Source organism: Rhizobium binae (assembly GCF_017357225.1).
In the GTDB taxonomy this organism is placed as follows: Bacteria; Pseudomonadota; Alphaproteobacteria; order Rhizobiales; family Rhizobiaceae; genus Rhizobium; species Rhizobium binae.
In genome coordinates this window covers 467,431-492,894 of the sequence record NZ_CP071607.1, presented here as the reverse complement: position 1 = coordinate 492,894, position 25,464 = coordinate 467,431, and the positions used below count along the sequence as shown (strand labels likewise).

Genomic DNA, 25,464 nt, shown 5'->3' with positions numbered 1-25,464 from the left:
TCCTTTTCGATGCGCTTTTCTGTCAACTTAGCGTCAAAAAGCGTATCGAAAATGACACGATTCGGGATTTGCGGCAACAATGGGAGCCAGGGCCACATCGCTAGCCCAGTTGGCCGCGGCCAACTCCCTGCCCTGCCCTTGCGGTGGCCCGGCTTTTTCGGCAAGACCGCTAGGAATCATCGGAGGATCGGCGTGAAGCACATCCATATCATCGGCATCGGCACGGGCAACCCGGAGCACGTCACCATACAGGCAATCAAAGCGATGAACGCCGCCGACGTGATCTTCCTGCCGCTCAAGGGCGCGGCCAAGGACGAGCTTGCCGACGTCCGGCGAGAGATCTGCCAACGATATATCAATCGGCCAGGCATCCGAATTTCAGAATTCGAAGTCCCACAGCGACAGACGGCCGAGAGAAGTTACGCACAAAGCGTCGACGCCTGGCATGGGGAGATCGCCGATATCTATGGAGAGCTGATCACGGGCCTCCCCGAGAATGCCAGCGGGGCCTTCCTCGTCTGGGGCGACCCCAGTCTCTACGACAGCACGATCCGCATCATCGAGCGGGTGCGGCAGCAAGCCGATCGGGATTTCGATTACAGTGTCGTTCCCGGCATCACCAGCATCCAGGCCCTGGCGGCCAGCCACAAGATCCCGGTCAATCTCGTCGGCAAGCCGATCGAGATTACCACCGGGCGCCGGCTGGCGCGGGAGGGGCTCCAGGCGCCCACGACGGTCGTCATGCTCGACGGCGAACAGGCTTTTGCGAAAATCGACGATCCCGATGCCGAGATTTTCTGGGGCGCCTATCTCGGCACCGAAGATGAGATCGTCCGATCAGGGCGGCTCGGCGATGTCGCGGCCGAGATCCTGACACTCAGGAGCGCAGCCCGGCAACGGCATGGCTGGATCATGGACATCTATCTCCTACGCAAGGGACGGGATTTCGAGGAATAGCCGGCCGACCGTTTCCAGCATGTTTTGCCGCGCCCGCCGCGATCATGTAAGAAGCGGACAGAGGATTAAGAATGGGCAATGAGACCGCCAAGGCGACCGACAGGAGAGATGCGGCGAACGGCCATGATCGCGCGGCAGCGAAGAGGCGCGCGCGCGGCGCCTGCCCCGCCCTTGCCGCACCGATGCCGACCGGCGACGGGTTGCTCGTGCGGCTGCGTCCGGCCGGCGGCGCGCTGACGCTGCGGCAACTCGCGGAACTTGCCCGCTCGGCTGCGGCGCATGGAAACGGCATTCTCGAGATCACCGCGCGCGGCAATCTGCAGATCCGCGGGCTGCGGGCCGGGACGGTCGGACAGTTCGCCGCCGATGTCGATGCCGCCGGCATCACCGTGCCGGACGGACCGGCAATCGAGATCTCGCCGCTGCACGGCATCGACCCGGAAGAGGTGAGCGATCCGGCCGCAATGGAACTGGCATTGCGCGGCAAGCTCCAGCAACTGCCTGCCTCGCCGCGGCTCGCGCCGAAACTATCGATCGTCATTGACGGCGGTGGAGCATTCGGCTTGGCGGGGCTTTCCGCCGATATCCGTGTCATCGCTCTATCGCAGGCGCAATGGCTGGTCGCCATCAATGGCGACGGGGAGACGGCAACGCCGCTCGCGGTCGGTCCTGCGGGAGCAGCCGTCTCGGCCGTTGGCGAAATCCTGAGCCTGCTGGCAATGCTCGGGCAGGGCAGTCGGGCGCGGGATATCGATCCCGCACTTTTACGAACACACTTTCCCGCCATGGCGGCCATCCGGCCCATTCAGCCCTGTCCGGCAAGGATCCCGCTATCGGGCCTGCATCGACTGGCCGACGGCAAAGCCGTGCTCGGCGTGCGGCTGCAATTCGGGCAGACGAGAGCGTCCGACCTAACCGCCCTGCTCGATCTTGCCGACGCCACTGGCGCAACGGCCATCCGGCTGGCGCCGGGTCGCGGTTTCTTCTTCCTCGGCCTGCCGGCAGAGAGAGTACCGGCGATCGAGACTGCGGCCGCCAGATATGGCTTCAGCGCACAAGCCGGCGAGAAAGACGAGCATATCGCCGCGTGCGCCGGCGCCGGCGCCTGCGCCTCCGCCTTCTACGAGACAAGACCGATGGCGCGCCGCATCCTCGCCGCAGCACCCGGCCTCTTCGACGGCTCGCTGACGCTGCATCTCTCCGGCTGTGCTAAGGGCTGCGCGCATGCGCGCCCGGCGCTGACGCTGACCGGCACGGCTGAAGGTTACGACCTCATCGTCAACGGGTTGGCAATGGATCGACCGGACGAACGGATCGCTGGCGGACGGATCGATTTCGCTATAGAGAGGCTCGCCCGCTCCATCGAAGACAACAGAGGCGCTGGCGAATCGACCGCCGCCTGCCTTACACGGCTTGGCGCAACCGGCGTTGCGAAGGCGCTGCGACAGGGATAGAAATGCCAGACTACGATTACATCCGCAGCGGCGACGCGATCTACGAGCGTTCCTTTGCGATCATCCGCGCCGAGGCCGATCTTTCGCGCTTCACCGAAGATCAAGCCGACATCGCCGTGCGCATGATCCATGCCTGCGGGCTGGTCGAGGCGGCGGAGCATTTTGTCTTTTCTGTCGATTTCGTCGGTGCCGCGCGCGAGGCGCTGAAGGCCGGGGCGCCGATCTTCTGCGACGCAGAAATGGTCTCCCACGGTGTCACCCGGGCGCGGCTGCCGGCGCTGAACGAGGTGATCTGCACGCTGCGTGATCCCGCCACACCGGAGCTGGCGCGCGAGATCGGCAATACGCGCTCGGCCGCCGCCATGCATCTGTGGCTCGAGCGGCTCGGCGGAAGCGTAGTCGCGATCGGCAATGCGCCGACCGCGCTGTTCCACCTGCTCGAGCTCCTGCGCGACGGAGCGCCGAAGCCGGCAGCGATCCTCGGCATGCCGGTTGGTTTTGTCGGCGCGGCGGAATCGAAGGATGCGCTGGCGGAGAATTCCTATGGCGTCCCCTTTGCCATCGTACGCGGCCGGCTCGGCGGCAGCGCCATGACGGCCGCAGCGCTCAACGCACTGGCGAGGCCGGGCCTATGACGGAACATGGTCGTCTGATCGGCGTCGGCACGGGTCCCGGCGACCCGGAGCTTCTGACCCTCAAAGCCGTCCGCGCCATCGAAGGCGCCGACGTCATTGCATACTTCGCCAAAGAGGGCAGGGGCGGCAACGGCAAGGCGATCGTCGAGCCGCTGCTGAAATCCGGCGTGACGCTGCTGCCGCTCTATTATCCCGTGACGACCGAGATCGACAAGAACGACGAACGGTACCAGAGCCTGATCACCCAATTCTATGACCGGTCTGCGGCGGCAATCGCCGGCCATCTCGATGCCAGGCGGACCGTCGCCGTGCTCAGCGAAGGCGACCCGCTGTTCTACGGCTCCTATATGCACCTGCATGTCAGACTTTCCCAGCGCTACCCAACGGAAGTGATCCCCGGCATCAGCGCCATGTCCGGCTGCTGGTCCGTAGCCGGCATGCCGATCGTGCAAGGGGACGACGTGCTATCCGTACTGCCCGGTACGATGGCCGAGACGGAGCTGACGCGTCGCCTCACCGATACGCAAGCGGCCGTCATCATGAAGGTCGGCCGCAATCTGCCGAAGATCCGCCGGGCGTTGGAAGCTTCCGGCCGGCTTGCGCAAGCCGTCTATGTCGAACGCGGCACCATGGCGAATGCGGCCATGGAAAAGCTTGCCGACAGAGCTGACGGCGAGGCGCCGTATTTTTCGCTCGTGCTGGTTCCCGGCTGGGAGGGTAGCCGATGAGCGGCGCGCTTTTCGTGATCGGCACCGGTCCCGGCAATCCCGAGCAGATGACGCCGGAGGCATTGGCTGCTGTCGAGGCCGCGACCGATTTCTTCGGGTATGGACCCTATCTCGACAGGCTGCAACTGCGAGATGATCAGCTGCGGCATGTCTCGGACAACCGCGAGGAGCTCGACAGGGCAGGGGCGGCACTTTCGATGGCGGCGGATGGTGCCCAGGTCTGCGTCGTCTCCGGCGGCGATCCCGGTGTCTTCGCCATGGCTGCGGCCGTCTGCGAGGCGATCGAGAACGGACCGGCCGCCTGGCGCGCCGTCGATCTCACCATCCTGCCCGGCGTCACCGCCATGCTGGCAGTGGCGGCAAGGGCGGGAGCGCCGCTCGGCCACGATTTTTGCGCCATATCGCTCTCCGACAATCTAAAGCCCTGGAATGTAATAGAAAACCGTCTTGAATTGGCGGCCAAGGCCGGGTTCGTTGTCGCCCTTTATAATCCGATCAGCCAGGCCCGGCCCTGGCAACTCGGCGAGGCCTTCAAGCTGTTGCGGAAGCATCTGCCTGCAACGACGCCGGTTATTTTCGGGCGTGCGGCCGGACGGCCTGACGAACGTATCGCCGTACAGCCGCTATCCCAGGCCGATGCTTCGATCGCCGATATGGCGACCTGCATCATCATCGGCTCGGCCGAAACGCGGATCGTCACGCGGCCCGGCCGGCCGGACCTCGTCTATACCCCGCGTTTCATGGCGGAGGGGAGAAGGTGATCGATCGCCGCCAGTGCCGCCTCGACCGTTTCGACCGTCTTGACCGCGGACGCCTCAGCGCGCGTGACCATCATCACCTCGATGCCGAGCAGTCGGGCTGCCTCGATCTTCGCATAGGTGACGGCGCCGCCGCTGTTCTTGGCAATGATAACGTCGATGGCGTGCTGCTTCAGCAAAGCGCTTTCGCCTTCCAGCGTGAACGGGCCGCGATCAATCAAATAGTCGACATGATCAAGCGCCGGCGGCGGTTCGACGGGCTCGACGCTGCGGATGAGATAGCGATGCTGCGGCGCCGCTTCCGCATGATGCGCGCCCTGCCGGCCAGTCGCCAAAAAGACATGGCGAGGGGAGGGGCCGAGCGCTGCGATGGCAGCCGGAATGCTTCGTACGTCCCGCCAGCGATCGCCGGGCAGCCGCTGCCATTCGGGGCGGCGCAGAGCGATCGCAGCAATAGCGGTGGTCTCGGCCGCAAAGGCGGCATTGGCGGAAATGCGCTCGGCGAAGGGGTGCGTGGCGTCGATCAGCAGATCATATCCGCCGGCCTTCAGGAAATCGGCAAGCGCCGCCGCACCGCCAAAACCACCGATGCGAACCGGAACCGGCTGCGCGGCCGGTTTCTCCGTGCGTCCGGCCAGAGACAGAAGCACATCGCCATCTCCCCGTGCCGCGAGCGCTTCGGCGAGCAGCCGCGCTTCGCCGGTGCCCCCGAGGATCAGAATGCGAGGTCTTCCCATGTCTGATGTCTCTCCTGCCGACGGCCCGTGCTGGCTGACTATTATCGGCATCGGCGAAGATGGTCCAGCAGGGCTCGGCGAAGAGGCGAGGCGGCTGATCGCCACCGCGCCTGCGGTGTTCGGCGGAGCGCGGCATCACGCGCTCGCGGCGTCGCTGATATCAGGCGAAAAGCTTTCCTGGCAGAGTCCGTTCGAGCGCTCGATCGATGCCGTCCTTCAAAGGCGCGGCACGCCCGTCGTCGTGCTCGCCTCCGGCGACCCGTTTCTCTACGGCGTCGGCGCCACGCTTTCCCGCCATCTGGCGGCGGCAGAGATGCGCACCATTCCAGCGCCCTCGGCCTTCAGCCTTGCCGCCTCGCGCCTTGGCTGGCCGCTGCAGGATGTCGCAACGATTTCGCTGCATGGCAGACCGATCGACCTGATCCGGCCGCATCTGCATCCCGGGCGGCGCATCATCGCCTTGACCTCGGACGAGAAGGGGCCGGGCGAACTGGCCGCCCTGCTTGCCGCCGCCGGCTTCGGTCAGTCGCAGCTTACCGTGCTCGAGGCGCTCGGCGGCGCCCGGGAACGGCAAAGACGGGTTGTGGCGGCGGATTTCGATCTCGCGGACATCGATCCTCTGAATGTCTGCGCCGTCGATGTCGCGGCAGGGGAGGGGGCTCGCATCCTGCCTTTCAGCGCGGGGCTGGAGGACGAACTATTCGAGCATGACGGGCAGATCACCAAACGCGAAATCCGGGCGATGACGCTGTCGGCGCTCGCGCCGCGCCATGGTCAACTGCTCTGGGATATCGGCGCCGGCTCGGGATCGATCGGCATCGAATGGATGCTGGCCGACCCCAGCCTGAAAGCGATCGCCATCGAGCAGTCACCGGAGCGGGCCGCACGCGTCGCCCGCAACGCGTCGGCCTTCGGCGTGCCGCATCTTGCCGTCGTCGAAGGCGCAGCACCCGCCGCCCTGGCGGGCTTGCCGCAACCCGACACGATCTTCCTCGGCGGCGGCGGCAGCGAGCCCGGCGTCATCGATGCCGCGATTGCCGCGCTGAAGCGGGGAGGGCGGCTGGTCGCCAACGCCGTGACGCTGGAGATGGAAGCCGTGCTGCTCTCCGAACACGCCAAACACGGCGGCACGCTGACACGGATCGAAATATCGCGCGCGGGCCCTGTGGGCGGCATGAACGGCTGGCGGCCGGCGATGCCAGTAACGCAGTGGCGCTGGACGAAAGGATAACGGCATGAAGGTGCATTTCATCGGCGCGGGGCCGGGGGCAGCGGATCTGATCACGGTGCGCGGCCGCGATCTCATCGGCCAATGCCCGGTCTGCCTCTATGCCGGCTCGATCGTCTCGCCGGAATTGCTGCAATACTGCCCGGCGGATGCGCGTATCGTCGACACGGCGCCGATGTCGCTCGACGAGATCGAGGCGGAATATCTCAGCGCTGCCGCGGCCGGCCAGGATGTCGCCCGGCTGCATTCCGGCGATCTCTCGGTCTGGAGTGCGGTGGCCGAACAGGTACGCCGGCTGCAAAAACACGGCATCGACTATACGATGACGCCGGGCGTTCCGGCCTTTGCCGCCGCAGCATCGACGCTTGGGCGCGAACTGACGATCCCCGCCGTGGCGCAGAGTCTGGTGCTGACCCGCGTTTCCGGCCGCGCCTCACCGATGCCGAACGACGAGACGCTGGCGAAATTCGGTGCCACCGGCGCCACGCTGGCCATCCATCTGGCGATCCACGCGCTGAAGCAGGTGGTGGAAGAATTGACGCCGCTTTACGGCGCCGACTGCCCGGTCGCCATCGTCGTCAAGGCCTCCTGGCCGGACGAGCGCGTCCTCTCCGGCACGCTTGCCGATATCGAGGCAAAGGTTGCGGCCGAACCGATCGAACGCACCGCGATCATCTTCGTCGGCCCGTCGCTTGCAGCAGAAGATTTCCGCGAAAGTTCGCTCTATGATCCGGCCTATCAGCGCCGGTTCAGGGGCAGGGAATAAGGTCGAAGATAGGCCGCGCTGGTGGCGCGGCCTCTCGGAGATCAACAACAGGCGATCTTGCTCGCCACGGGCAGCGACAAACCCGCGACGTCATCCTTGGCCTTGTGCCGAGGATCTGCGCACCTCCAATTAGGCATCTGAAAACAAAAGTTTTTCTGTCAAGCAATTGCAGTGGGCAGATGCTCGGCACAAGGCCGAGCATGACGGAGGAGATTTTGTTTCAGACCCGTGCGGTCAAATACTCCATGCTGGTCCGAAGTACGCCGGCCGGGTTCTTGACCGCATGCACCTCGGCTGCAAAGGGCTCGAAGGAGAACGGGCCGGTATAGCCCGCCTGCAGCAGCGCCTTGATCTGCCCGGCATTGTCGAGCCGGTCGTCGGCGCCGACGAGCACACGATGGGAATCGCGCATATCGGCGACGGAAACGGCAGAGTCGCTGACGCCCGAGATATGCACGAGGCCGGAGAGTTCCGGGAAGGTCGCGGCTTCGCCGGCAAGGTGATGGTGGAAAGTGTCGTGGACGAGCCTGAAGGTCGATTGCGCGCCGAGTTCCTTGATCGCCTCGGCCGCCTCGGTCTTCGAACGCAGCGAGCAAATCTCGAAACCAAGTGGCTCGACGAGGCCTGTGATGCCGGCTTTCTCCAGCATCGGCTTCAGCGCTGTCAGAGACTGGCGCAGATTGGCCTGCCGTTCGCCGTCGGCACAGCCGGTGCCGTCGTTCTTCGGAACGAGGACCAGCGCCTTGGCGCCGCAGGCGCTCGCATAATCGATCAATTCCTGCGCTTCCCGAGCCCGGGTTTCATTCCATTCGTTGAAGCGCTGCAGGGCGTTGATCGAAATGATCGTCAGCCCGTGGCGGGCGGCGGCCTCTCTGATCGCTTCGGGTTTGGTGCCGTCGAGAATGGCATTGCCGGAAAGATCGTTGCGGATCTCGACAGAATCAATGCCGAGCGACTTTGCCAGCGCGAAGAAATCATCGATAGCGAGCGACGGCGCGGCCATATGGTTGAGCGCAAAGCGGATCGAAGTCATGACGGTATCTCCTCCTCGTCTCCGCGACATCAGCGGAGCGGTTCCTCGTGAATGGGTGAGCGAATCTCTATCGGAATTCAGAGGGCAATCCATCCGTCATCGCAAGCGCCGGCCCCTCATCGCTGAAAGAATGTCAGCCGGAATGATAGAATTCCATCATTTCCCGGATGTTCTCTGGCCTCAGATATTCTCGGAGATATAGATATCAAAAGGCAGGAAGGATTGGCCGGGAACCGCGGCCTCACCGTTCTCGATCGCACCGAGCATCAGCGATAAAAGCTCCTTGCAGAGAGCCGGCAGCGGAGTGGCGACCACCATAGTGACGATATCGTCGGCAAGACCCGCTTTGCTCTCCGGCGTCAGCTCGTTGACGACAAGCACGATCCGGCCGTCGACATTCTCTTCCCGGAAGGCGGAAATCGCCCCCTCCATGCCGCCGCCGCAGACATAGAGACCGACGAGATCGGGATGTTTCTGCAGCAGCGTCAGCGTCGCCTCATGGGTGATTTCGGCGGTCTCCAGATTGATCAGCGTATCGACGACATCGAACTCCGGCGCATTCTCGCGGAAATAGGAGCGGAAGCCGATTTCCCGCAGTTCATGGCCGTGGAAACGATGGCTGCCGACGAAACAGGCGACCTTGCCGGGCTTCTTCGCCGTTCGCGCGATCGTCCAGGCGGCTGTGCGCCCGGCTTTGCGGTTGTTGACGCCGACATAGGCGTCACGCACGCCCGTGGCGAGATCGGAAAGCAGCGAGAACACGGGAATGCCGCGGTCCTTCAACTCCTCCACCGCCGTCGTCACAGCCGGATAGTCCGGGCCGACGACGGCGACAGCCTGGTTGCGGGCGCCTAGCAGCTTGATCTTTTCGACGATGGCGGCGGGGGTCGCCGAGGAGGGGTATTCGATCTGGATCTGAAGGCGGGCTGTGGTGACGGCGCGCGCCGCCGCCTCGATCTCACGGGCGAAGCTCTGGTAAAAAGCCTGCGTCGGCTTCTGTAGCAGGAAAGCGAGCCTGTATTGCGGTAGATCCTCGAAGACGCGCTGCCGGATGAGGCCGACGGCATGATAGCCGATCTCCTGCGCCGCATCATAGACCCGCCGCGCTGTTTCCTCCCGCACGCGGTGGCGGGCGTTGAGAACCCGGTCGACGGTGGCGACACTGACCCCGGCGGCGCGGGCAAGGTCGGAGATGGTGGGGCGGCGCATGGTGTTCCTGATGGATTCGCTCATGGATGCGAGCCGTTCGTGATGGCTTTTGATAGATTACCTCAAGCCTGCATTGAGCCTCCTCCGAAGTCAACCTATTCTCCCGGCAACAGCATCAGGGAGGCGGATAATGGCGACCGAGACCAAGAAGCGTGACTACAACCTGCTCGGCGAAAGCGGCCGCACCGCCGTCGAGACGGGACTGGCGGCAGCGCAATGGTACCACACCGATATTCCGCGCAGCGAGATGAAGGCGCTGATGCAACGCTCGGACGCGCCGGCAATCCGTGACACGGTCATCTGGCTCGGCAGCATGTTGGTCCTTGCCGGGCTCGGCATCTATTTCTGGGGCTCGTGGATCGCCGTGCCCTTCTTCCTCGCCTATGGCGTGCTCTATGGCTCGGCCTCCGACAGCCGCTGGCACGAATGCGGCCACGGCACCGCCTTCAAGACGCGCTGGATGAACGATGCCGTCTATCAGATCGCCTGTTTCATGATCATGCGCAATCCGGTGACCTGGCGCTGGAGCCACACACGCCACCACACCGATACCGTCATCGTCGGCCGCGATCCCGAGATCGCCGTCATGCGGCCGCCGGATCTCTTGCGGCTGGTCCTCAATTTCTTCGGCATCCTCGATGTCTGGCACGCGATGATCGACATGCTGCGCAATGCCGCCGGCTTTATCGGCGCGGCGGAAAGGACCTTCATTCCGGAGATGGAGCAGCCGAAGGCAATCCGCATCGCCCGCATCTGGCTGGCGATCTATGTCGCCACGATCGCCGCCGCGATCGCCATGGGTTCGATCCTGCCACTGATGCTGATCGGCCTGCCGCGGCTCTACGGCGCCTGGCACCATGTGCTGACGGGACTGCTGCAGCACGGTGGGCTTGCCGACAATGTGATCGACCATCGGCTGAACAGCCGCACGGTCTATATGAACCCGATCAGCCGCTTCATCTACTGGAACATGAACTACCACGTCGAACATCACATGTTCCCGATGGTGCCCTACCACGCGCTGCCGAAGCTGCATGCAATGATCAAGCACGACCTCCCGGCGCCGAACCCGTCGATCTGGTCGGGCTATCGCGAGATGATCCCGGCCTTCCTGCGCCAACTGCGCAACGAGGATTATTTCCTGAGGCGCGAACTGCCGGCGACCGCGCGGCCCTATCGCGAGGAATTCCACAACGAACTGGCGCCGGCGGCGCAATAATCGAAAATCGAGGAGGACAAAGATGAGCGGAAACTGGATCGAAGTCTGCGGCAAGGACGAGATTGATGAGGAGGATGTCATCCGCTTCGATCATGGCGGGCGCACCTTTGCGGTCTACCGCAGCCCCGACGACGAGTTCTTCGCCACCGACGGGCTCTGCACGCACGAACATATCCACCTCGCCGATGGGCTCGTCATGGATGAGATCATCGAATGTCCGAAACATAACGGCCGCTTCGACTACAAGACCGGCGAGGCCAAGGGCGCCCCGGTCTGCGTCAATCTCAAAACCTATCCGGTCAAGGTCGAAGGCGACACCGTCTTCATCTCGTTGTAAGGGAGGTTGTTGTGGATCATTTCGTCATACTGGGTGCGGGCGAATGCGGTGCCCGCGCCGCCTTCGCGCTGCGGGAAAAGGGTTTTGACGGCGACATAACGCTGGTCGGCGCCGAACTCCTTCATCCCTATGAGCGGCCGCCGCTTTCAAAGGCCGGCATCGCCGACACCAGCGATCCGAAATTCATCGCCGCAGCGGAAAAATACGCCGAAAGCAACATCCGGCTGCGGACCGGCGTGGAAGCCGGGGATTTCGACACAACATCCAGGACCGTCACGCTTTCCGACGGCACGATGCTTTCCTATGACAAGCTTCTGCTGGCGACGGGGGCAAGCGCCCGATCCTTTCCCGGCGCGCCCGAGAATAGCCCGCATATCCGTTCGTTGAGGACGCATCACGATGCGGCGGCGCTGCGCGGTGTGATGAAACCGGGGCGGCATATCGCCATCATCGGCGGCGGTTTCATTGGGCTGGAACTTGCCGCGACCGCACGCCTGCTCGGCGCCGAGGTCACCGTGATCGAGGGGTTGGAACGGGTGCTGAAGCGCGGCGTGCCGGAGGAGATCGCCCATCTTCTCACCGAACGCCACCGCGCTGAGGGTGTCGAGATCCGCTGCGGCGTCTCGATCGAGGCGCTGACCGAGGAAGGCGGAAAGGCCGTGATCAGATTGTCGACCGGCGAGGTCATCGAAGCCGACCTCGCCCTGGTCGGCATCGGCGCCCGGCCGAATGTCGAGATCGCCGAAAAGGCCGGGCTCGCAATCGAAAACGGCATTGCCGTCGATACATATCTCCAGACCTCAGCGTCTGACGTTTTTGCCGCCGGCGACTGCTGCTCCTTCCCGCTGTCGATCTATGGCGGCCGGCGGGTGCGGCTCGAATCCTGGCGCAACGCCCAGGAACAGGGCACATTGGCCGCGGCCAACATGCTCGGCCGCGATGAAGCCGTTTCATCCGTGCCGTGGTTCTGGTCGGATCAATACGACATGACGCTGCAGATAGCAGGCCTTCCCGAAGGCGCCGCCACGCATCAGCGCCGCGACCTCGGGGCTGGCGCCTTCATCCTGTTCCATCTCGATGCCGACGGACGATTGATCGCCGCCAGCGGCATCGGCCCCGGCAATGCAGTGGCGCGCGACATCCGCCTCGCCGAAATGCTGATCGCCGCCGGCGCCCATCCGGATCCGGCCGCGCTCGCAGCCAGCGACATCAAACTGAAATCCCTGCTGGCCGCCTGAGCCACCCGATATTTTCACCCGATATTTTCAGAGGAATTGACGATGAAGAAACATAGACGCGCGACCGTCGCCGATCTGCTTGCGGAAAAGGGCAAGCGCCAGCTCACCATGCTGCGCATCACCTCGCTGGAGGAGGCGGAAGCGGCGGAAAAGGCGGGCATCGATATCGTCTCCGTGCCGCCCGCGCTGCTCGGCCCGGTCTTTCGCGAGATCGCCCCGACGCCCTTTGCCATTCCGGGCCTCGAATATGGCGACCACGTCTCGGCCGAGGACTATCTCCGTGCCGCTTTTGCGGCGCTGAAAGCCGGCGGCGATGCGGTCTATTGCGCCGCCAGCCTGCAGACGATCCGGCGCATGCGCGAGGAGGGCATCCCCGTCTGCGGCCATCTCGGGCTGATCCCGTCCAAGGCGACCTGGACAGGCGGTTTCCGCGCCGTCGGCAAGACGGCGGCCAGTGCGGCCGAGATCTGGCGGCAGACCAAAGCGCTGGAAGAGGCCGGCGCCTTCGCCGCCGAAATCGAAGTCGTGCCTGGCGATGTCGCTGCCGCCATCAGCGGCAACACCTCGATGCTGATGATTTCCATGGGGGCCGGCAGCGGCTGCGACGCCCAATATCTCTTCGCCGACGACGTGCTCGGCGCCAATCGCGACCACTATCCCCGACACGCCAAGGTCTACCGCAACTTCGCCGCCGAACACGACCGGCTGCAGCGCGAACGCATCGCCGCCTTCAGCGAATTCGCCGAGGATGTCAAAACCGGCGCCTATCCGGAAAAGCGCCACAACGTTGGTATCGACGAGGCGGAACTGAAGGTTTTCCTGCAGCAGTTGAGAAGTGAGACGGGGAATAGTTGAGGGCGCTGGGGAGAAGGGGGAACCTGCCGTTGGCTTCCGTCCCGCCCTGTGTCAGGAATGATCCGTTCGACCCAACGAGAACGGAGTATTCGATCCCCTGTGACGATCGGCTTTGCGCATGCGGAATTGATTGCGGTGCTCGTCGCGGTGACGGGGGACGAGCCGCGTGTGATGACCATCCGTTCCGGCAATGCTCTGCCGTCCGGCCCGTTCGAAATGGGCCATCGCACCCTGCAATCGGGCCTGCGGGAATGGGTGCAGGAGCAGACGGAGCACCCCGTCGGCTATCTCGAACAGCTCTATACTTTCGCCGACCGCGACCGGAACAACGACATCCCCGGCGGGCGGACGATCTCCATCAGCTATCTCGGCCTTGTCAACGAGCAGTCGGGCGCCGGCCGGCCGGGCTGGCACGGCTGGTACGAATATTTCCCCTGGGAAGACCACCGGCAGGGCCGCCCGGTCGTGCTCGATGAGATCATGGCGCGCCTGAAGGCCTGGGCCGATGCCGATCCGGCCAGGCGCGACCATCGCCATCGCCGGGCGGATTTCACCTTCGGCCTCGACGGCGGCGGCTGGAACGAGGATCTGGCGCTGCAGCGCTACGAACTGCTTTACGAGGCGGGACTCGTCACTGAGGCCGGATGCGCCGCCGAGGCCAATCTCGGCCGGGCGATGTTTGCCGATCACCGCCGGATCCTGGCGACCGGCATCGCCCGGCTGCGCGCCAAGATCAAATATCGCCCCGTCGTCTTCGAGCTGATGCCGGAGAGTTTTACGCTTCTGCAACTGCAGCGCGCCATCGAGGCGCTCGCCGGGCTGACTTTGCACAAGCAGAATTTCCGCCGGCTGATCGAGCAGCAGGAACTGGTCGAGGAAACCGGCGGTACCGAAAGCGAAACCGGCGGCCGGCCGGCCAAGCTTTTCCGCTTCCGCCACACCGTGCTCGAGGAACGGGCACTGGCCGGAACGAAATTACCGCTCTCCCGCAATTGACATATGCTCAGAATGAGAATATGTCTTTGTCCATGATATGCTCAGATGGAGCATAATTAGGAGCCGGCATGAATCATCCTGTTTCCGCATCCTCGCTCTATGAGCGCGTCAGCCGCGTCATTCCCAAAGCCGAATGGATGGCGTTCGAGAACGACGTCGACGCCATTCTCGACCTAAAGCGCCGCCGCAACGCCGTCATTCTCGCGCATAATTACCAGACGCCGGAGATCTTCCACGGTGTCGCCGATATCGTCGGCGACAGCCTGGCGCTCGCTCGTAAGGCGATCGAGGTCGATGCCGACGTGATCGTGCTCGCCGGCGTGCACTTCATGGCCGAAACCGCCAAGCTGCTGAATCCCGAGAAAACCGTGCTGATCCCGGATCTCGGCGCCGGCTGCTCGCTGGCGGATTCGATCACGCCGGAGGATATCGCGCTGCTGCGCCAGGCCCATCCCGACGTGCCGGTCGTCACCTATGTCAATACCTCGGCCGCGGTGAAGGCCGCCTCCGACATCTGCTGCACCTCCGGCAACGCCAAACAGGTGGTGGAATCGCTCGGGGTACCGAAAGTGCTGATGATCCCGGACGAATATCTGGCGCGCAATGTTGCCCGCGAAACCGATGTCGAGATCATCGCCTGGCATGGGCATTGCGAGGTGCACGAACTTTTCACCGCCGACGATGTCCGCCAGCTGCGCGAAAACCACCCCGGCGTAAAGGTGCTCGCCCATCCCGAATGCCCGCCCGAGGTGGTGGCCGAGGCCGATTTCGCCGGCTCCACCGCCGTGATGTCGGACTATGTCGGCAGCCGGAAGCCGGCGCGGGTCGTGCTGCTGACCGAATGCTCGATGAGCGACAATGTCGCCGTGCACCATCCGGACGTCGAGTTCATTCGGCCCTGCAATCTTTGCCCGCACATGAAGCGGATCACGCTCGCCAATATCCGCGCCGCACTTGAGGAGAACCGCCATGAAGTGACGGTCGATCCGGCAATCGCCGCAGCAGCGCGGCGCGCCGTCGAAAGGATGCTGGCGATATGAGCGAACGTCTCGATCATCTTGCCGGGCGCACCGTCATCGTCGGCAGCGGCCTGGCCGGGTTGATGACGGCACTGACGCTGGCGCCGGAACCCTCCGTCATCGTCACCCGCGCCGCCCTCGGCACACAAACCTCAAGCGCCTGGGCGCAGGGCGGCATTGCCGCCAGCATCGGCGGCGACGACAGCGCGGGGCTGCATCTTTCCGATACGCTTGCGGCCGGCGACGGGCTCTGCGACCGGACCGTCGCCGCCGGCATCATTGCCGAGGCACCGGCAGCAATCGCCGCGCTGGAACAGGCCGGCGTGCGTTTCGACCGCAATGCGGCGGGAGAATTCTCGCTCGGATTGGAAGCGGCGCATAGCCGCCGTCGCATCGTCCATGCCGAAGGCGACGGCTCGGGGGCGGCAATCATTGCCGCATTGGTGCGAGCCGTGGCGCAGACGCCCGCCATATCAGTACTCGAAGGCTTCGAAGCGCGGCGGATTCTGATGGATGGCGAGGAGGTCGCCGGCCTGCTCTGCGCGACCGCGAATGGGCCCGCCATTCTGCCGACCGCGAAGGTGGTGCTCGCCACCGGCGGTATCGGCGGCCTTTATGATGCGACCACCAATCCGATCGGCAATTTCGGCCAGGGGATTGCGCTCGCGGCACGGGCAGGTGCCGATCTTGCCGACATGGAATTCGTCCAGTTCCATCCGACGGCGCTCGATTCCCGCCGTAGACCCCTAGCACTGGTCAGCGAAGCGGTGCGTGGCGAGGGGGCCCTGCTCGTCAACGAACGCGGCGAACGGTTCATGGCCCGCATCCCGGGCGCGGAGCTTGCGCCGCGCGATGTGGTAGCGCGCGCCATCAGCGCCGAGATCGGCCGCGGCGGCAGGGTCTTCCTCGATGCCCGCGACGCGCTCGGCAGCCGGTTTGCAGCCCGCTTCCCCGTCATCGCAGCGCTTTGCGGCGAGGCCGGCATCGATCCGGCGAAGGAGCTCGTTCCGGTGCGCCCGGCCGTTCACTACCACATGGGCGGCGTCGCGACCGATGCCAATGGCCGCAGCTCCGTTGCCGGCCTCTGGGTTGCCGGGGAGGCGGCATCGACCGGCCTGCACGGCGCAAACCGGCTGGCCAGCAATTCGCTGCTCGAAGCGGCGGTGATGGGCATGCGGGCGGCGCGCGACATAGCGGGCATGTCGGCACGCACCGGCAGTCCCTGCCAATCCGAAAGGCTGCCGGCTCCGGCCGACGCATCGCTTGTCCGGCCGATCGTCTCGCGCCAACTCGGCGTGCTGCGCAATGGGGGTGCCGTGCAGGACGCGACCGCCGCTCTGCTGCCGCTTGCCGAAAGTGACGGCCCTGCCGCCGATCCGGCCATCGTCGCGCTTTTGATCGCGGTCTTTGCCGGTCTGCGGCTGGAATCGCGCGGCGCCCATGCCCGCACCGATTTTCCGCTGAAGCTCGCCGATGCGCAGCGCCGGCGGATGCGCCTGTCCCGGGCGCTGGAGATCGCCCGCGCAACACCGCCCTATGCCCTTGCCAGGAGTGCCTGAAATGAGCCTCGTTCCCCTTCCGCGCCTGATCGTCGAGCCGCTGGTGCGGGCGGCATTGCTCGAGGATCTCGGCCTTGCCGGCGATATCACCTCGGCAGCGGTCATCCCCCGGGAGCATCGCTCGACAGTGGTGATGGCCGCCCGTCAGCCGGGCGTGATCGCCGGTCTCGACGCGGCGGAGCTCGCCTTCACCCTCGTCGATCCCGAGATCGCCATGCGACGCCACATCGACGATGGCGATGCGGTCAAAGCAGGCGATGTGATCGCCGCCATCGAGGGACCGTCGCGCGGCCTGCTCACCGCCGAGCGCACCGCGCTGAATTTCCTCGGCCATCTCTCCGGCATCGCCACGGTGACGGCCGAGATTGCCGCCGCCATCAGCGGCAGCAAAGCTTCTGTCGCCTGCACCCGCAAGACGACGCCGGGGTTGAGGGCGCTGGAGAAATATGCGGTGCGAGCCGGCGGCGGCATGAACCACCGTTTCGCACTTTATGACGCAGTGCTGATCAAGGACAATCACGTGGCGATCGCCGGCGGCGTTGCCGAGGCTATCCGCCGGGCCCGGGCCGGCGTTGGCCATCTGGTCAAGGTCGAGGTCGAAGTGGACAGGCTCGATCAGTTGCATGAAGCGATGGAAACAGGCGTCGATGCCGTCCTGCTCGACAATATGACGCCGGATCAGCTGCGCGAGGCGGTCGCCATCGTCGCCGGCCGGGCCATCACGGAGGCATCCGGCAGGGTGACGCCGGCAACGGCCGCGGCAATCGCGGCCTCGGGTGTCGACCTGATTTCCGTCGGCTGGCTGACGCACAGCGCGCCGGTGCTGGATATCGGCCTCGATTTCGTCGAGGCCGCAACCGCAGCGGAAACTCGCGCCAAACGGGTCGCATCAGCGCTGTGAACCCTCGGCTGTGCTTGCTGAATTGCCCGCCATCGAGGCTCGCCCGGCTGAAATAACGGAAGGCAATTCGCGTCGCCTGCAAAGTGTTGGCAAGCATTTCCTGTCCGCCGACGCGAAAAAATACAAATATTCGACGAAAAATTCGTTTTTCGATGGCAATGCCGCTATGCGCGGGCCGCATATAGCTCTAACATGTACCGGGCCGCGGGTGCGCATGCGCGCTTGGCTTTCAGGGGTGAGGAGCGGGATGCTACGGACATCCGGACAGATGCCGACGAACAGGCTCTGCCTGCTCGGAAGGCCGCGACTGCTGGCAGCGGGGAAGGAACTCTCCTTGCCGGAGAAGTCTTATTTTCTCCTCGCCATGCTCGCCGCCGAAGCCGATCGCGAACTCGACCGCGAGACCGTCAGACGTCAGCTCTGGCAATCGGAGCTGCCGGAAAAGCGCGCAGGCAGCCTGCGCCAGCTCCTGGCGCGCATCGAGCAGAGCATTCCCGCCGGCCTCCCGCCGCTGCTGGCAGCGACCCGAACCCATATCGGGCTTGCCGATGGCTGGGAGGTCGACGTTCATTTGCTGAAGCAGAAGGGGCCGCTCGCAGCGGAAGACATCGGCATCCTGAACGGCGAGCTGCTCGAAGGCGCAAAGTCGCCGACGCAGGGGGCCGAGGACTGGCTGACCTTCGAGCGCCAACGTGTCGACGAATTGCGCGCCGCCCATCTCACCCGTCTGGTCGAGAGCGCTGAAGGCAGATCGGACGAAGAGCAAGTCGCCTTTGCCCGGCGGCTGCTGGAACTCGACCCCGCCAGCGAGACCGCCTATCGCGCTTTGATGCGCCTCTATGTCGGGATGAACGATCCGGCCGCGGCCCGTCAGGCCTATCTGAAGTGCAAGAGCCAGCTGAGGGACGACTTCGACACCGAGCCGGAGGAAAGCACCACCGCGCTTGCCCGTGAGCTCGGCCTGGCCTCGGCGGCACAGGCTGCAGTCGAGCGCCCTTCTTCCGCGCTCGGCGGCTTTGCCGGTCCGCTCGGCGAGCCGCGGATCATCATCCTGCCGCCTGAAAGTATTTTTACCGATCCGCTGATGGAGCGCGTCGGCCGGGCGCTTCTCGAAGACGTCACCATCGGCCTCAGCCAGCAGCGCGGCTTCAAGGTGATCGCAGCCCATACGAGCCTCGAGATTCTCAGCCGCGCGGTCGATCCGGCGCGCGCCGTCCCCGGCCCGCTCGACCTCAGCTTCGATTACGCGGTCTACGTCACCATCCAGGGCCGCGACGAGGATGTCTACGCGACCTGCCGGCTGACGCGGACGACGACGTCGGAGGTGATCTGGGCATTAGAACTGCCGCTGGTCATGCAAAAGATCAGTGAATCCTTTGCGCATCTGACACGGCGGATCGTTTCCTCGCTTGCCGACACGATCGAGCGCCACGAACTGGCGATGCCGATCGGCGACGCGCCGCCATCGGCCTACCGTCTCTATCTCGAAGGCAAGCGGCTGATCGCCCAGACCGATCTGCAGCATCTGCGCCAGGCGCGCAAATGGTTCAAATCCTCGCTCAATCGTTATGAGCATTTCTCGGCCGCCCATGCCGGCATGTCGCGCGCGCTCGGTATGGAATGGCTGATCCGCGGCATGCAGGACACCGACCTGCTCGACGAGGCGAACGGGGCCGCGCGGCTCGCCCAGCAGTCCGACCCGAACAGCGGCCGGGCGTTCCGCGAGCTCGGCTTCGTGGCGCTCTATCGCCGCCGTTTCGACGAGAGCCTGGAATATTTCCAGCAGGCGCAGGATCTCAATCCCAACGATGCCGACATCCTCGCCGATTATGCCGATGCCCTTTCCCATGACGGCGATTTCGATCGCGCACTGGAGCTCAGCCGCGCGGCCTTCAAGCTCAACCCGTTGCCGCCGGACTATTATTACTGGAACCTCGGCGGCATCCACTTCATGCGCGAAGAATATGAAAAGGCAATCAAGGCGCTGGAGCCGGTAAAGACAAAACAGGCGACTGCTCGCCTGCTCGCCGCCTCCCATGCCATGGCAGGCGAAAGCGGGAAAGCGGGTAATTACGCCCGCGTGGTGCTCGAAAACTTCCCCGATTTCCGCAGTGAAGATATTCGTCATTTCGTCCCCGATCGCGATCCCGCCTTTACGGAACCGTTGATAAAAGGCCTGCAATTGGCCGGTCTGCCTTAGTTGCACGGCTTTTTAACGAAGCCTGTAACGCTTAAATGACGCGGACAATGTTCCTCTTCGATGGTTAACGGCAGCAACGCGCTGTCCAGCCAATTGGAGATGAACATGCAGACGAACGCTGAAACCAACCCTCAGACACAGTCCCTGCGCCTTTCCACAGCCGCCAAAGCTGCCCTGAAGCAGGACCAACTAAACGTTTCCGCCAACGCGCTTGAAAGCCTGACGCATGCGCTGAGGTTCCGATAGGGACAAGATCGGTATGCCCGCCTTCGCCGACCTTGAAACGCTCGCCGATGACCTCGAACGATCATCGGCCGGCGTCAGCGACTATCATGACCGCGCGGTCACTCCGGTGCAGACATTGGCCGCCATCAGGCCGCATCTGCGCGAATTCGGCATTACGCGCGTCGGACTGCTGACCGCCCTCGACGTGCTGAACATCCCCGTCGCCTTCGCGACGAGGCCGAACAGCCATACGCTTTCGGTCTTCCAGGGCAAAGGCATCGACAATGATGCAGCCATGGCATCGGCCGCGATGGAGGCGATCGAGACGCGGATTGCGGAAATTGCGCCAGCCGACCTGACACGGGCGACCGTCGACAGCCTGCGGGCGGAAGGCGCCGCCATGATCGATCTCGACAATGTTGCGCGCTGCGCGCCCGATGACATCGGCGACGGCCCCATCCCCTGGTGCTCCGGCCTCGACATCCTCTCCGGCAGCAGCGTCTTCGTCCCCTGGTGGCTCGTCGGCCTCGACCATCGCGGCGAGCGGCCGTCGGGCTTCGAGCAGTCGAGCGACGGGCTCGCCTCCGGCAACACGCCGTCCGAGGCCGTCCTGCACGGGCTTTGCGAGCTGGTGGAGCGCGACGCGTGGGCCTTGACCCAGCTGAAATCGCCGCAGCGCCTCAGAGAGAGCCGCATCGACCCCGCCTCCTTCGGCGATGCGGTCATCGATGTCATGACCGACCGGATTTCGCGCGCCGGAATGCGGCTGCTGCTGCTCGACATGACCACGGATATCGGTGTTCCCGCGTTTCTGGCCGTCATCATGCCGGGCAATCTGTCCGACCGCGTTGATGCGCGCTGGGCTCATGTCTGCGGCGGCTGCGGCTGCCACCCCGACCCGGTGCGTGCCGCGCTGCGCGCCATCACCGAGGCGGCGCAGAGCCGGCTGACGGCGATCGCCGGCAGCCGCGATGATTTCTCGCCGCGCATCTATCAGCGGCTCGACAAGAGTGCGGCGATGCAGCAGGTGGTCGAACTCTGCGAGGGCGGCGGCCGAATGCGCGCCTTCCAGCCGCGCCATCGCCGTCCCGCAACCATCCAGGAGACCATCGGCCATATTGCCGACCGTCTGACGGCGACCGGCGTCGAGCAGATCGTCGTCGTGCCGTTCCCGCACCACCAGGCTCTGCCGGTCTCCGTCGTCAGAGTGATCGTCCCGGGCCTCGAGGTCGATATATCAGGTCAGTACATCCAGCTCGGCCTGCGCGCCGTCAACACCATGAGGGCGGCCCAATCATGAAGGTTCTGTTCGTCGGTCCGAGCCTTGGTGGCGGTCTTGCCGCAGCGAGAAACATGTCACCCTGCATCGATTTCCGGCCGCCTGCCGCCTGCGGCGACATTCTCAAAGCGGTCGAGGACGGCGCCACCGCAATCGGCCTCGTCGACGGCTATTTCGGCGATCTGCCGTCGGTCTGGCACAAGGAAATTCTCTACGCGCTGGAACAGGATGTCGCCGTTGCCGGTGGCGCCAGCATGGGCGCCTTGCGGGCCGCCGAATGCGCTCCTTTCGGCATGGTCGGGCTCGGCTCGATCTTCGAAGATTACCAGTCCGGGCGGCTGCTCGACGACGAGGCGGTGGCGCTGGTGCATGCGCCGCAGGCGCTCGGCTGGCTGCCGCTTTCGGTGCCCTGGGTCGATTTCGAGCCGACGATCAACGCCCTTCATGCCGGCGGAGAGATTTCGTCGGGTGAGCGCAAGAAACTGCTGCTCTCCGGTCGCTTCCTGCATTTCTCCGAGCGCACCTATGCCAGGGTGGTGGACGAATGCCATTTCCGCAAGCCGCGCCGCGACCTTGTGCTGGCCGCCCTGCGCAAGAACCGGGTCGAACGCAAGCGGGACGACGCGCGGCTGGTGCTGGAATGGCTGCGCAGGGACGAATTCATGCCCGTCAACCGTGACTGGCACTTTGCCGCGACCTCTCACTGGGAGCTTTTGCACGCCGAAGTCACGCGCAATGCGACTGCTGTAACGCTTGTATAACGGTCACGGCGAAAAGATGCAGTGGTGATGGAATCTGAGGCCTCACGGCCAAAGGGGCGGGAACAATGTTTGAACAACATACCGAAGGTACAGGCAGTGAATACGCAAGGATCTTCCGGCTGCTGTCGGCAGCCAAGGAGGAGGCTGAAAAGCTTCAGCTGCGCAACCTGATGCACCTGACGAACATGGCGCTGCTGCAGGTCGTCATCGATTGGGACGGCATAGATCCGGACAGGGAGCTAGACGTCAACCTCGAAAAACTGCTCGGCAGCAAGGCCAAGATCGCAATGAAGGACGCCAGCGAGAATCTGATCCTGATCGATCGCCATTGACCTTCATGCGGTCCGGTGGGATCGCGTGAGGGAGAACCGGCCTATTCGGCCGCTTCACTGTCCATCTGTTCGGTGTGGGCGATTGCCTGGACGAGCTTCAGGATCTTCTTGCGAAGCGCTTCGTTCTTGATCGAGAAGAACGCGGCGTTGAGAAGGACGCCCTCGCGCGAAATAACGAATTCCTCGCTGGGAGCGGGGTTGTCGTTGGCCGTATCAGGAGTGGACAGGTCGTCGAAGAACGTCCTGACATCGACCTTCAGCGCGCCGGCGATTTCAACCAGCATGCTGGCGGAAACGCGGTTGGAGCCTTTTTCGTATTTTTGGATCTGTTGGAATGTGACGCCGACGCGATCGCCCAATTCGGTCTGCGAAACTTTGCGCAGCAGACGCTGTATGCGGATGGTCTTCCCGACATGAACATCCACTGCATGCGGTTCTTCTTTCATTTTGTTTTCCCTCCTGAGGACACGAAGACGAGGTTATTCGCCATATCCGTGTCTGACAACTTTTACCTGAGTTACACAAAGCTAGCAATCGCCCGGATTTAAGTCGTCCCAAACCGAAACATCACCTTGCTTCATATTATCAGGAGCAAAAAGCATGCCAAAGTAGTACTTTTAGATGATACATCACCTGATTTTGGGATGAGCATCACCCGCGGGCGGGAGAACTATCATAGATGGCGACCGTCATGTTCGCGGAATTAGAGTGCCGTGGGCTCTGACAGGCTGCACAAGAGCCGCTGTAATATTTTGAATTAATATGTTTAAACCGATGCGATCTGACAGTAACGCCGCCGCAGCAGGCGATGGCGGGCGCTGCGCCAGCAAAACTGCCGATCGCGTTTACGATCCTGTTGCCGTAGTGGCTCTAAGGTCGGCAAGCGCCATCAGATCCGGAGCCCCGCGGGCAGCGAGCTGCCAAGCTCTTCGAAGTAATGTTCGTGCTCAGGTGGAGAAACAGTCATCAGCACGCGCGCCGGCTTGTCGCTGACTTTGGTGGACAGAAAGGTGCCCGGCGTCGCGCGGATCGTCTTCCCGCCGACGTGCCAGACGCATTTGCCATGATGAAGCCTGTCGCGCTGCCTGCCGGTCTGTTCAAGCCAATCCCGCACACAGCGTCACGCATGTGCAATTGGCCGCCGCGCTCGCCAAACTCGGCCGGCTGGAGGAACCGAGGGCGGCTGCCGCGCGGGTCCTCGAGCTGTATCCGACGTTTCGTTTCGGCCGCCAGTTCGCCGGCGTCGACCGCGCACCGGCGCTGGCGAAATGCCTTGGGGACGCGCTGCGGGCCGTAGGTCTACCGGAGTAGAGGCAGAAGGGGTTTGTTCCGGCTGGGGGACGTAATGACACGTTAAGCTCCTGACCCGGTTGGCCGCTTGGCGAATCGCCAATTGATAGGAATGCTGCCTTACGCTTCCGGTCTCCCCCGGCGTAGCGCTTCCGTCGTCACAAGCCCGGCGATTTTCTCGGATAGAGCAGGATCCGATACAGCCCGGGCGAGAGTGACACCCCCGGTAAGCAGGGCGAGCAATAGAATGGCCCGATCTTCCCGCGAAGGGCCTTCACGATCACCTGGCGCACCTTCCGGCAGGCCAGCGGCGATTTCCGCGATGAGCCGCTGCAATTCTTCGGTATAGGCATCGCGGGTTTCGTTGTCGGTGCGCATGACGTCGGCCGACAAGCTTGGCAACGCGCAACTTTCACCGAGATCGCATGTCCGCTTGTATCCCAAATAATAGGTGACGAAGCTTTTCAACCAGCCCTGTTGGTGTTCGGCCTTAAGGGCCGATATTCCCAGCCGCAATTCTTCCAGCCCGGTAAGGACGGCAATTCGGAAGGCCTCGCTCTTGGATCGAAAGTGCCCGTAGAAGGCACCGTTCGTCACTCCTGCCGCTTTTGTCAGCGCGTCGATGCCCGCGCCGCCATATCCTTCCTTACGAAATATCTGCCCGGCAGCGGCGATGACTTTCGCCTGGGTACGCTTCTTATGTTCAGCGGTGTAGCGCATGTAACCTCATAAAGAGCAGTCACTCTTTTTGCCTTGCTTAGAGAGTTTTCACTCTCTATAAATAGAGAGCGTTCGGTACATATCGCACCCGGACATGTCCAAAACAAGGAGAGACCATGCCCATCACCTTAACCATACCGGAAGGCCTGCTATCGCCTGCCGCGCAGGCGGAGACCTTTGCGGGGCTGACGGAGGCCGTCCTTGAGGTCTCCGGCCTCGAGGGAAATGCGTTCATGACTTCGAATGTTGTCGGCTCGATACACGTCCTTCCCAAAGAGCACGTTCTCGTGGCCGGGAAACCAGCAGAAGCGGCGTTCGTCGAACTGAAACTGCCAGAGATCGCACTGGCGACGCCGGAAGCCAAGCGGACCTTTATCGAGAAAGCAACCGATGTGGTCGAACGAGCCGCAGGCGGGCGGCTCCGACGCGAACATATTTGGTCGAACATCGTCTATGCCCCTGACGGAGCTTGGGGGATTGCTGGCCGCAGCTACGACAATAACGACCTTATAGGCGCCATCACCGGGTCGGCTGCGTAACCACGGTGGACATTCAGAAAAGCCGGGCCAGCAGGCCCGGCATTGGGAATTTAAGCGATGCAACTGGCCAACTATCTCTTCTTCACCACGCAGTGTGATGCGGCGCTCACCTTCTATACGGAATGCGGCCTTGGTCGGGTAACCATGTTGATGCGCCACGGAGATCACGGCATTCCACTCGCCAGCGAGGGGATGAAGGGTAAGGTGATGCATGCCCGTTTCGAGGGACCAGGAATTCTGTTCTTCGCCTCGGACAATCCCGACGCCGAGCCGATGAGAGGCTCGGCGCATATTCTAATCATGGACGATCGTGGTCGGACTGACGACCTGTTTGCGAAGCTGGCGGCCGGCGGCAAGGTGACGACACCCCTCGCGATTCAGCCGTGGGGGAGCTACTATGGCAAGCTCACGGATAGGTACGGGGTTCAGTGGATGCTGGATTGCAAAGTTTAGAGTCTTCAAAGCCGCGAAGAACTGATTGTTGCAAAC

The 25,464-nt window shown here is 63.7% G+C and carries 26 protein-coding genes and 1 pseudogene; 21 read left to right on the top strand and 6 right to left on the bottom strand.

The window, feature by feature from the left end; all coding sequences use genetic code 11:
* The first annotated feature begins 192 nt into the window (after nucleotides 1–192).
* The 5 genes from cobF (at nucleotide 193) to J2J99_RS29200 (ending at nucleotide 4,535) form a co-directional block, all read left to right on the top strand.
* Nucleotides 193–957 carry a precorrin-6A synthase (deacetylating) gene (gene cobF, locus J2J99_RS29220; RefSeq protein ID WP_168302214.1) on the top strand — a complete coding sequence of 255 codons (765 nt, stop codon included), beginning with the start codon at nucleotides 193–195 and terminating at the stop codon, nucleotides 955–957.
* Nucleotides 958–1,028: 71 nt separating this feature from the next.
* Entirely contained in the window at nucleotides 1,029–2,411 is a 1,383-nt protein-coding gene (cobG, locus tag J2J99_RS29215; RefSeq protein ID WP_168302213.1) for a precorrin-3B synthase, read from the top strand.
* A 2-nt stretch (nucleotides 2,412–2,413) separates the two neighbouring features.
* The gene (locus tag J2J99_RS29210; RefSeq protein WP_168302212.1) at nucleotides 2,414–3,046 is read left to right on the top strand and encodes a precorrin-8X methylmutase; all 633 of its coding nucleotides are present in this window, start codon (nucleotides 2,414–2,416) and stop codon (nucleotides 3,044–3,046) included.
* Complete coding sequence (locus J2J99_RS29205; protein WP_168302211.1) at nucleotides 3,043–3,774, top strand: precorrin-2 C(20)-methyltransferase; 732 nt, start codon at nucleotides 3,043–3,045, stop codon at nucleotides 3,772–3,774. The genes J2J99_RS29210 and J2J99_RS29205 overlap by 4 nt, the downstream gene beginning before the upstream one ends.
* Entirely contained in the window at nucleotides 3,771–4,535 is a 765-nt protein-coding gene (locus J2J99_RS29200; RefSeq protein ID WP_168302210.1) for a precorrin-3B C(17)-methyltransferase, read from the top strand. The genes J2J99_RS29205 and J2J99_RS29200 overlap by 4 nt, the downstream gene beginning before the upstream one ends.
* Here J2J99_RS29200 and J2J99_RS29195 read toward each other — a convergent pair.
* Nucleotides 4,499–5,269, bottom strand: coding sequence for a cobalt-precorrin-6A reductase (locus J2J99_RS29195; protein ID WP_168302209.1), 771 nt, complete (start codon nucleotides 5,267–5,269; stop codon nucleotides 4,499–4,501). The two genes, J2J99_RS29200 and J2J99_RS29195, sit on opposite strands and share 37 nt — an antisense overlap.
* Between J2J99_RS29195 and cbiE the strand changes: the two genes are divergently transcribed.
* Together cbiE and cobM are read left to right on the top strand one after the other, a co-directional pair.
* Nucleotides 5,268–6,500: a precorrin-6y C5,15-methyltransferase (decarboxylating) subunit CbiE gene (gene cbiE, locus J2J99_RS29190; RefSeq protein WP_168302208.1), complete on the top strand. Its 1,233-nt coding sequence runs from the start codon at nucleotides 5,268–5,270 to the stop codon at nucleotides 6,498–6,500. The genes J2J99_RS29195 and cbiE overlap by 2 nt on opposite strands.
* 4 nt (nucleotides 6,501–6,504) lie before the next feature.
* On the top strand, nucleotides 6,505–7,263 hold the full coding sequence (gene cobM / locus J2J99_RS29185; protein WP_168302207.1) for a precorrin-4 C(11)-methyltransferase: 759 nt from the start codon (nucleotides 6,505–6,507) through the stop codon (nucleotides 7,261–7,263).
* A gap of 220 nt (nucleotides 7,264–7,483) precedes the next feature.
* Here cobM and J2J99_RS29180 read toward each other — a convergent pair whose 3' ends face one another.
* Nucleotides 7,484–8,296, bottom strand: coding sequence for a TIM barrel protein (locus J2J99_RS29180; protein ID WP_168302206.1), 813 nt, complete (start codon nucleotides 8,294–8,296; stop codon nucleotides 7,484–7,486).
* 180 nt (nucleotides 8,297–8,476) lie between these two features.
* Complete coding sequence (locus J2J99_RS29175) at nucleotides 8,477–9,505, bottom strand: LacI family DNA-binding transcriptional regulator (RefSeq protein ID WP_168302218.1); 1,029 nt, start codon at nucleotides 9,503–9,505, stop codon at nucleotides 8,477–8,479.
* A gap of 130 nt (nucleotides 9,506–9,635) precedes the next feature.
* Here J2J99_RS29175 and J2J99_RS29170 point away from each other — a divergent pair, with 130 nt between their 5' ends.
* From J2J99_RS29170 to J2J99_RS29115, 12 genes are all read left to right on the top strand, one after another.
* Complete coding sequence (locus tag J2J99_RS29170) at nucleotides 9,636–10,724, top strand: fatty acid desaturase family protein (protein ID WP_168302205.1); 1,089 nt, start codon at nucleotides 9,636–9,638, stop codon at nucleotides 10,722–10,724.
* A 22-nt stretch (nucleotides 10,725–10,746) separates the two neighbouring features.
* A complete protein-coding gene (locus tag J2J99_RS29165) occupies nucleotides 10,747–11,061 on the top strand; it encodes a MocE family 2Fe-2S type ferredoxin (protein WP_064826287.1) in 315 nt (104 codons plus the stop codon).
* 11 nt (nucleotides 11,062–11,072) lie between these two features.
* Nucleotides 11,073–12,299, top strand: a complete 1,227-nt coding sequence (locus J2J99_RS29160; protein ID WP_168302204.1) for an NAD(P)/FAD-dependent oxidoreductase — start codon at nucleotides 11,073–11,075, stop codon at nucleotides 12,297–12,299.
* Nucleotides 12,300–12,341: 42 nt separating this feature from the next.
* The gene (locus J2J99_RS29155; RefSeq protein WP_168302203.1) at nucleotides 12,342–13,154 is read left to right on the top strand and encodes a 3-methyl-2-oxobutanoate hydroxymethyltransferase; all 813 of its coding nucleotides are present in this window, start codon (nucleotides 12,342–12,344) and stop codon (nucleotides 13,152–13,154) included.
* A gap of 57 nt (nucleotides 13,155–13,211) precedes the next feature.
* Nucleotides 13,212–14,150 (top strand): NUDIX hydrolase, encoded by a 939-nt coding sequence (locus tag J2J99_RS29150; RefSeq protein ID WP_205919305.1) that lies wholly within the window; start codon nucleotides 13,212–13,214, stop codon nucleotides 14,148–14,150.
* 68 nt (nucleotides 14,151–14,218) lie between these two features.
* Nucleotides 14,219–15,190 (top strand): quinolinate synthase NadA, encoded by a 972-nt coding sequence (gene nadA / locus J2J99_RS29145; RefSeq protein WP_207600994.1) that lies wholly within the window; start codon nucleotides 14,219–14,221, stop codon nucleotides 15,188–15,190.
* Entirely contained in the window at nucleotides 15,187–16,728 is a 1,542-nt protein-coding gene (locus tag J2J99_RS29140) for an L-aspartate oxidase (protein WP_168301964.1), read from the top strand. The genes nadA and J2J99_RS29140 overlap by 4 nt, the downstream gene beginning before the upstream one ends.
* Nucleotides 16,706–17,629, top strand: coding sequence for a carboxylating nicotinate-nucleotide diphosphorylase (gene nadC / locus J2J99_RS29135; protein ID WP_205919258.1), 924 nt, complete (start codon nucleotides 16,706–16,708; stop codon nucleotides 17,627–17,629). Before J2J99_RS29140 ends, nadC begins: the two co-directional genes overlap by 23 nt.
* Before the next feature lie 247 nt (nucleotides 17,630–17,876).
* On the top strand, nucleotides 17,877–19,829 hold the full coding sequence (locus J2J99_RS29130) for a BTAD domain-containing putative transcriptional regulator (RefSeq protein ID WP_168301966.1): 1,953 nt from the start codon (nucleotides 17,877–17,879) through the stop codon (nucleotides 19,827–19,829).
* Nucleotides 19,830–20,088: 259 nt separating this feature from the next.
* Nucleotides 20,089–21,354 (top strand): YcaO-like family protein, encoded by a 1,266-nt coding sequence (locus J2J99_RS29125; protein WP_168301967.1) that lies wholly within the window; start codon nucleotides 20,089–20,091, stop codon nucleotides 21,352–21,354.
* Entirely contained in the window at nucleotides 21,351–22,094 is a 744-nt protein-coding gene (locus J2J99_RS29120; protein ID WP_168301968.1) for a TfuA-like protein, read from the top strand. The genes J2J99_RS29125 and J2J99_RS29120 overlap by 4 nt, the downstream gene beginning before the upstream one ends.
* A gap of 65 nt (nucleotides 22,095–22,159) precedes the next feature.
* Nucleotides 22,160–22,426 (top strand): hypothetical protein, encoded by a 267-nt coding sequence (locus J2J99_RS29115; protein ID WP_088674978.1) that lies wholly within the window; start codon nucleotides 22,160–22,162, stop codon nucleotides 22,424–22,426.
* Between the two features lie 41 nt (nucleotides 22,427–22,467).
* On the opposite strand, the gene J2J99_RS29110 is transcribed toward J2J99_RS29115, so the two are convergent.
* From J2J99_RS29110 to J2J99_RS29100, 3 genes and pseudogenes are all read right to left on the bottom strand, one after another.
* Nucleotides 22,468–22,872: a helix-turn-helix domain-containing protein gene (locus J2J99_RS29110; protein WP_168301969.1), complete on the bottom strand. Its 405-nt coding sequence runs from the start codon at nucleotides 22,870–22,872 to the stop codon at nucleotides 22,468–22,470.
* Between the two features lie 399 nt (nucleotides 22,873–23,271).
* Nucleotides 23,272–23,489, bottom strand: a pseudogene (locus J2J99_RS29105) (cupin domain-containing protein); the annotation flags it as partial.
* 347 nt (nucleotides 23,490–23,836) lie between these two features.
* Nucleotides 23,837–24,436: a TetR/AcrR family transcriptional regulator gene (locus J2J99_RS29100; RefSeq protein ID WP_168301970.1), complete on the bottom strand. Its 600-nt coding sequence runs from the start codon at nucleotides 24,434–24,436 to the stop codon at nucleotides 23,837–23,839.
* A 116-nt stretch (nucleotides 24,437–24,552) separates the two neighbouring features.
* Between J2J99_RS29100 and J2J99_RS29095 the strand changes: the two genes are divergently transcribed.
* A complete protein-coding gene (locus J2J99_RS29095; protein WP_168301971.1) occupies nucleotides 24,553–24,975 on the top strand; it encodes a tautomerase family protein in 423 nt (140 codons plus the stop codon).
* A 57-nt stretch (nucleotides 24,976–25,032) separates the two neighbouring features.
* Nucleotides 25,033–25,428, top strand: a complete 396-nt coding sequence (locus tag J2J99_RS29090; RefSeq protein ID WP_168301972.1) for a VOC family protein — start codon at nucleotides 25,033–25,035, stop codon at nucleotides 25,426–25,428.
* Nucleotides 25,429–25,464 lie beyond the last annotated feature (36 nt).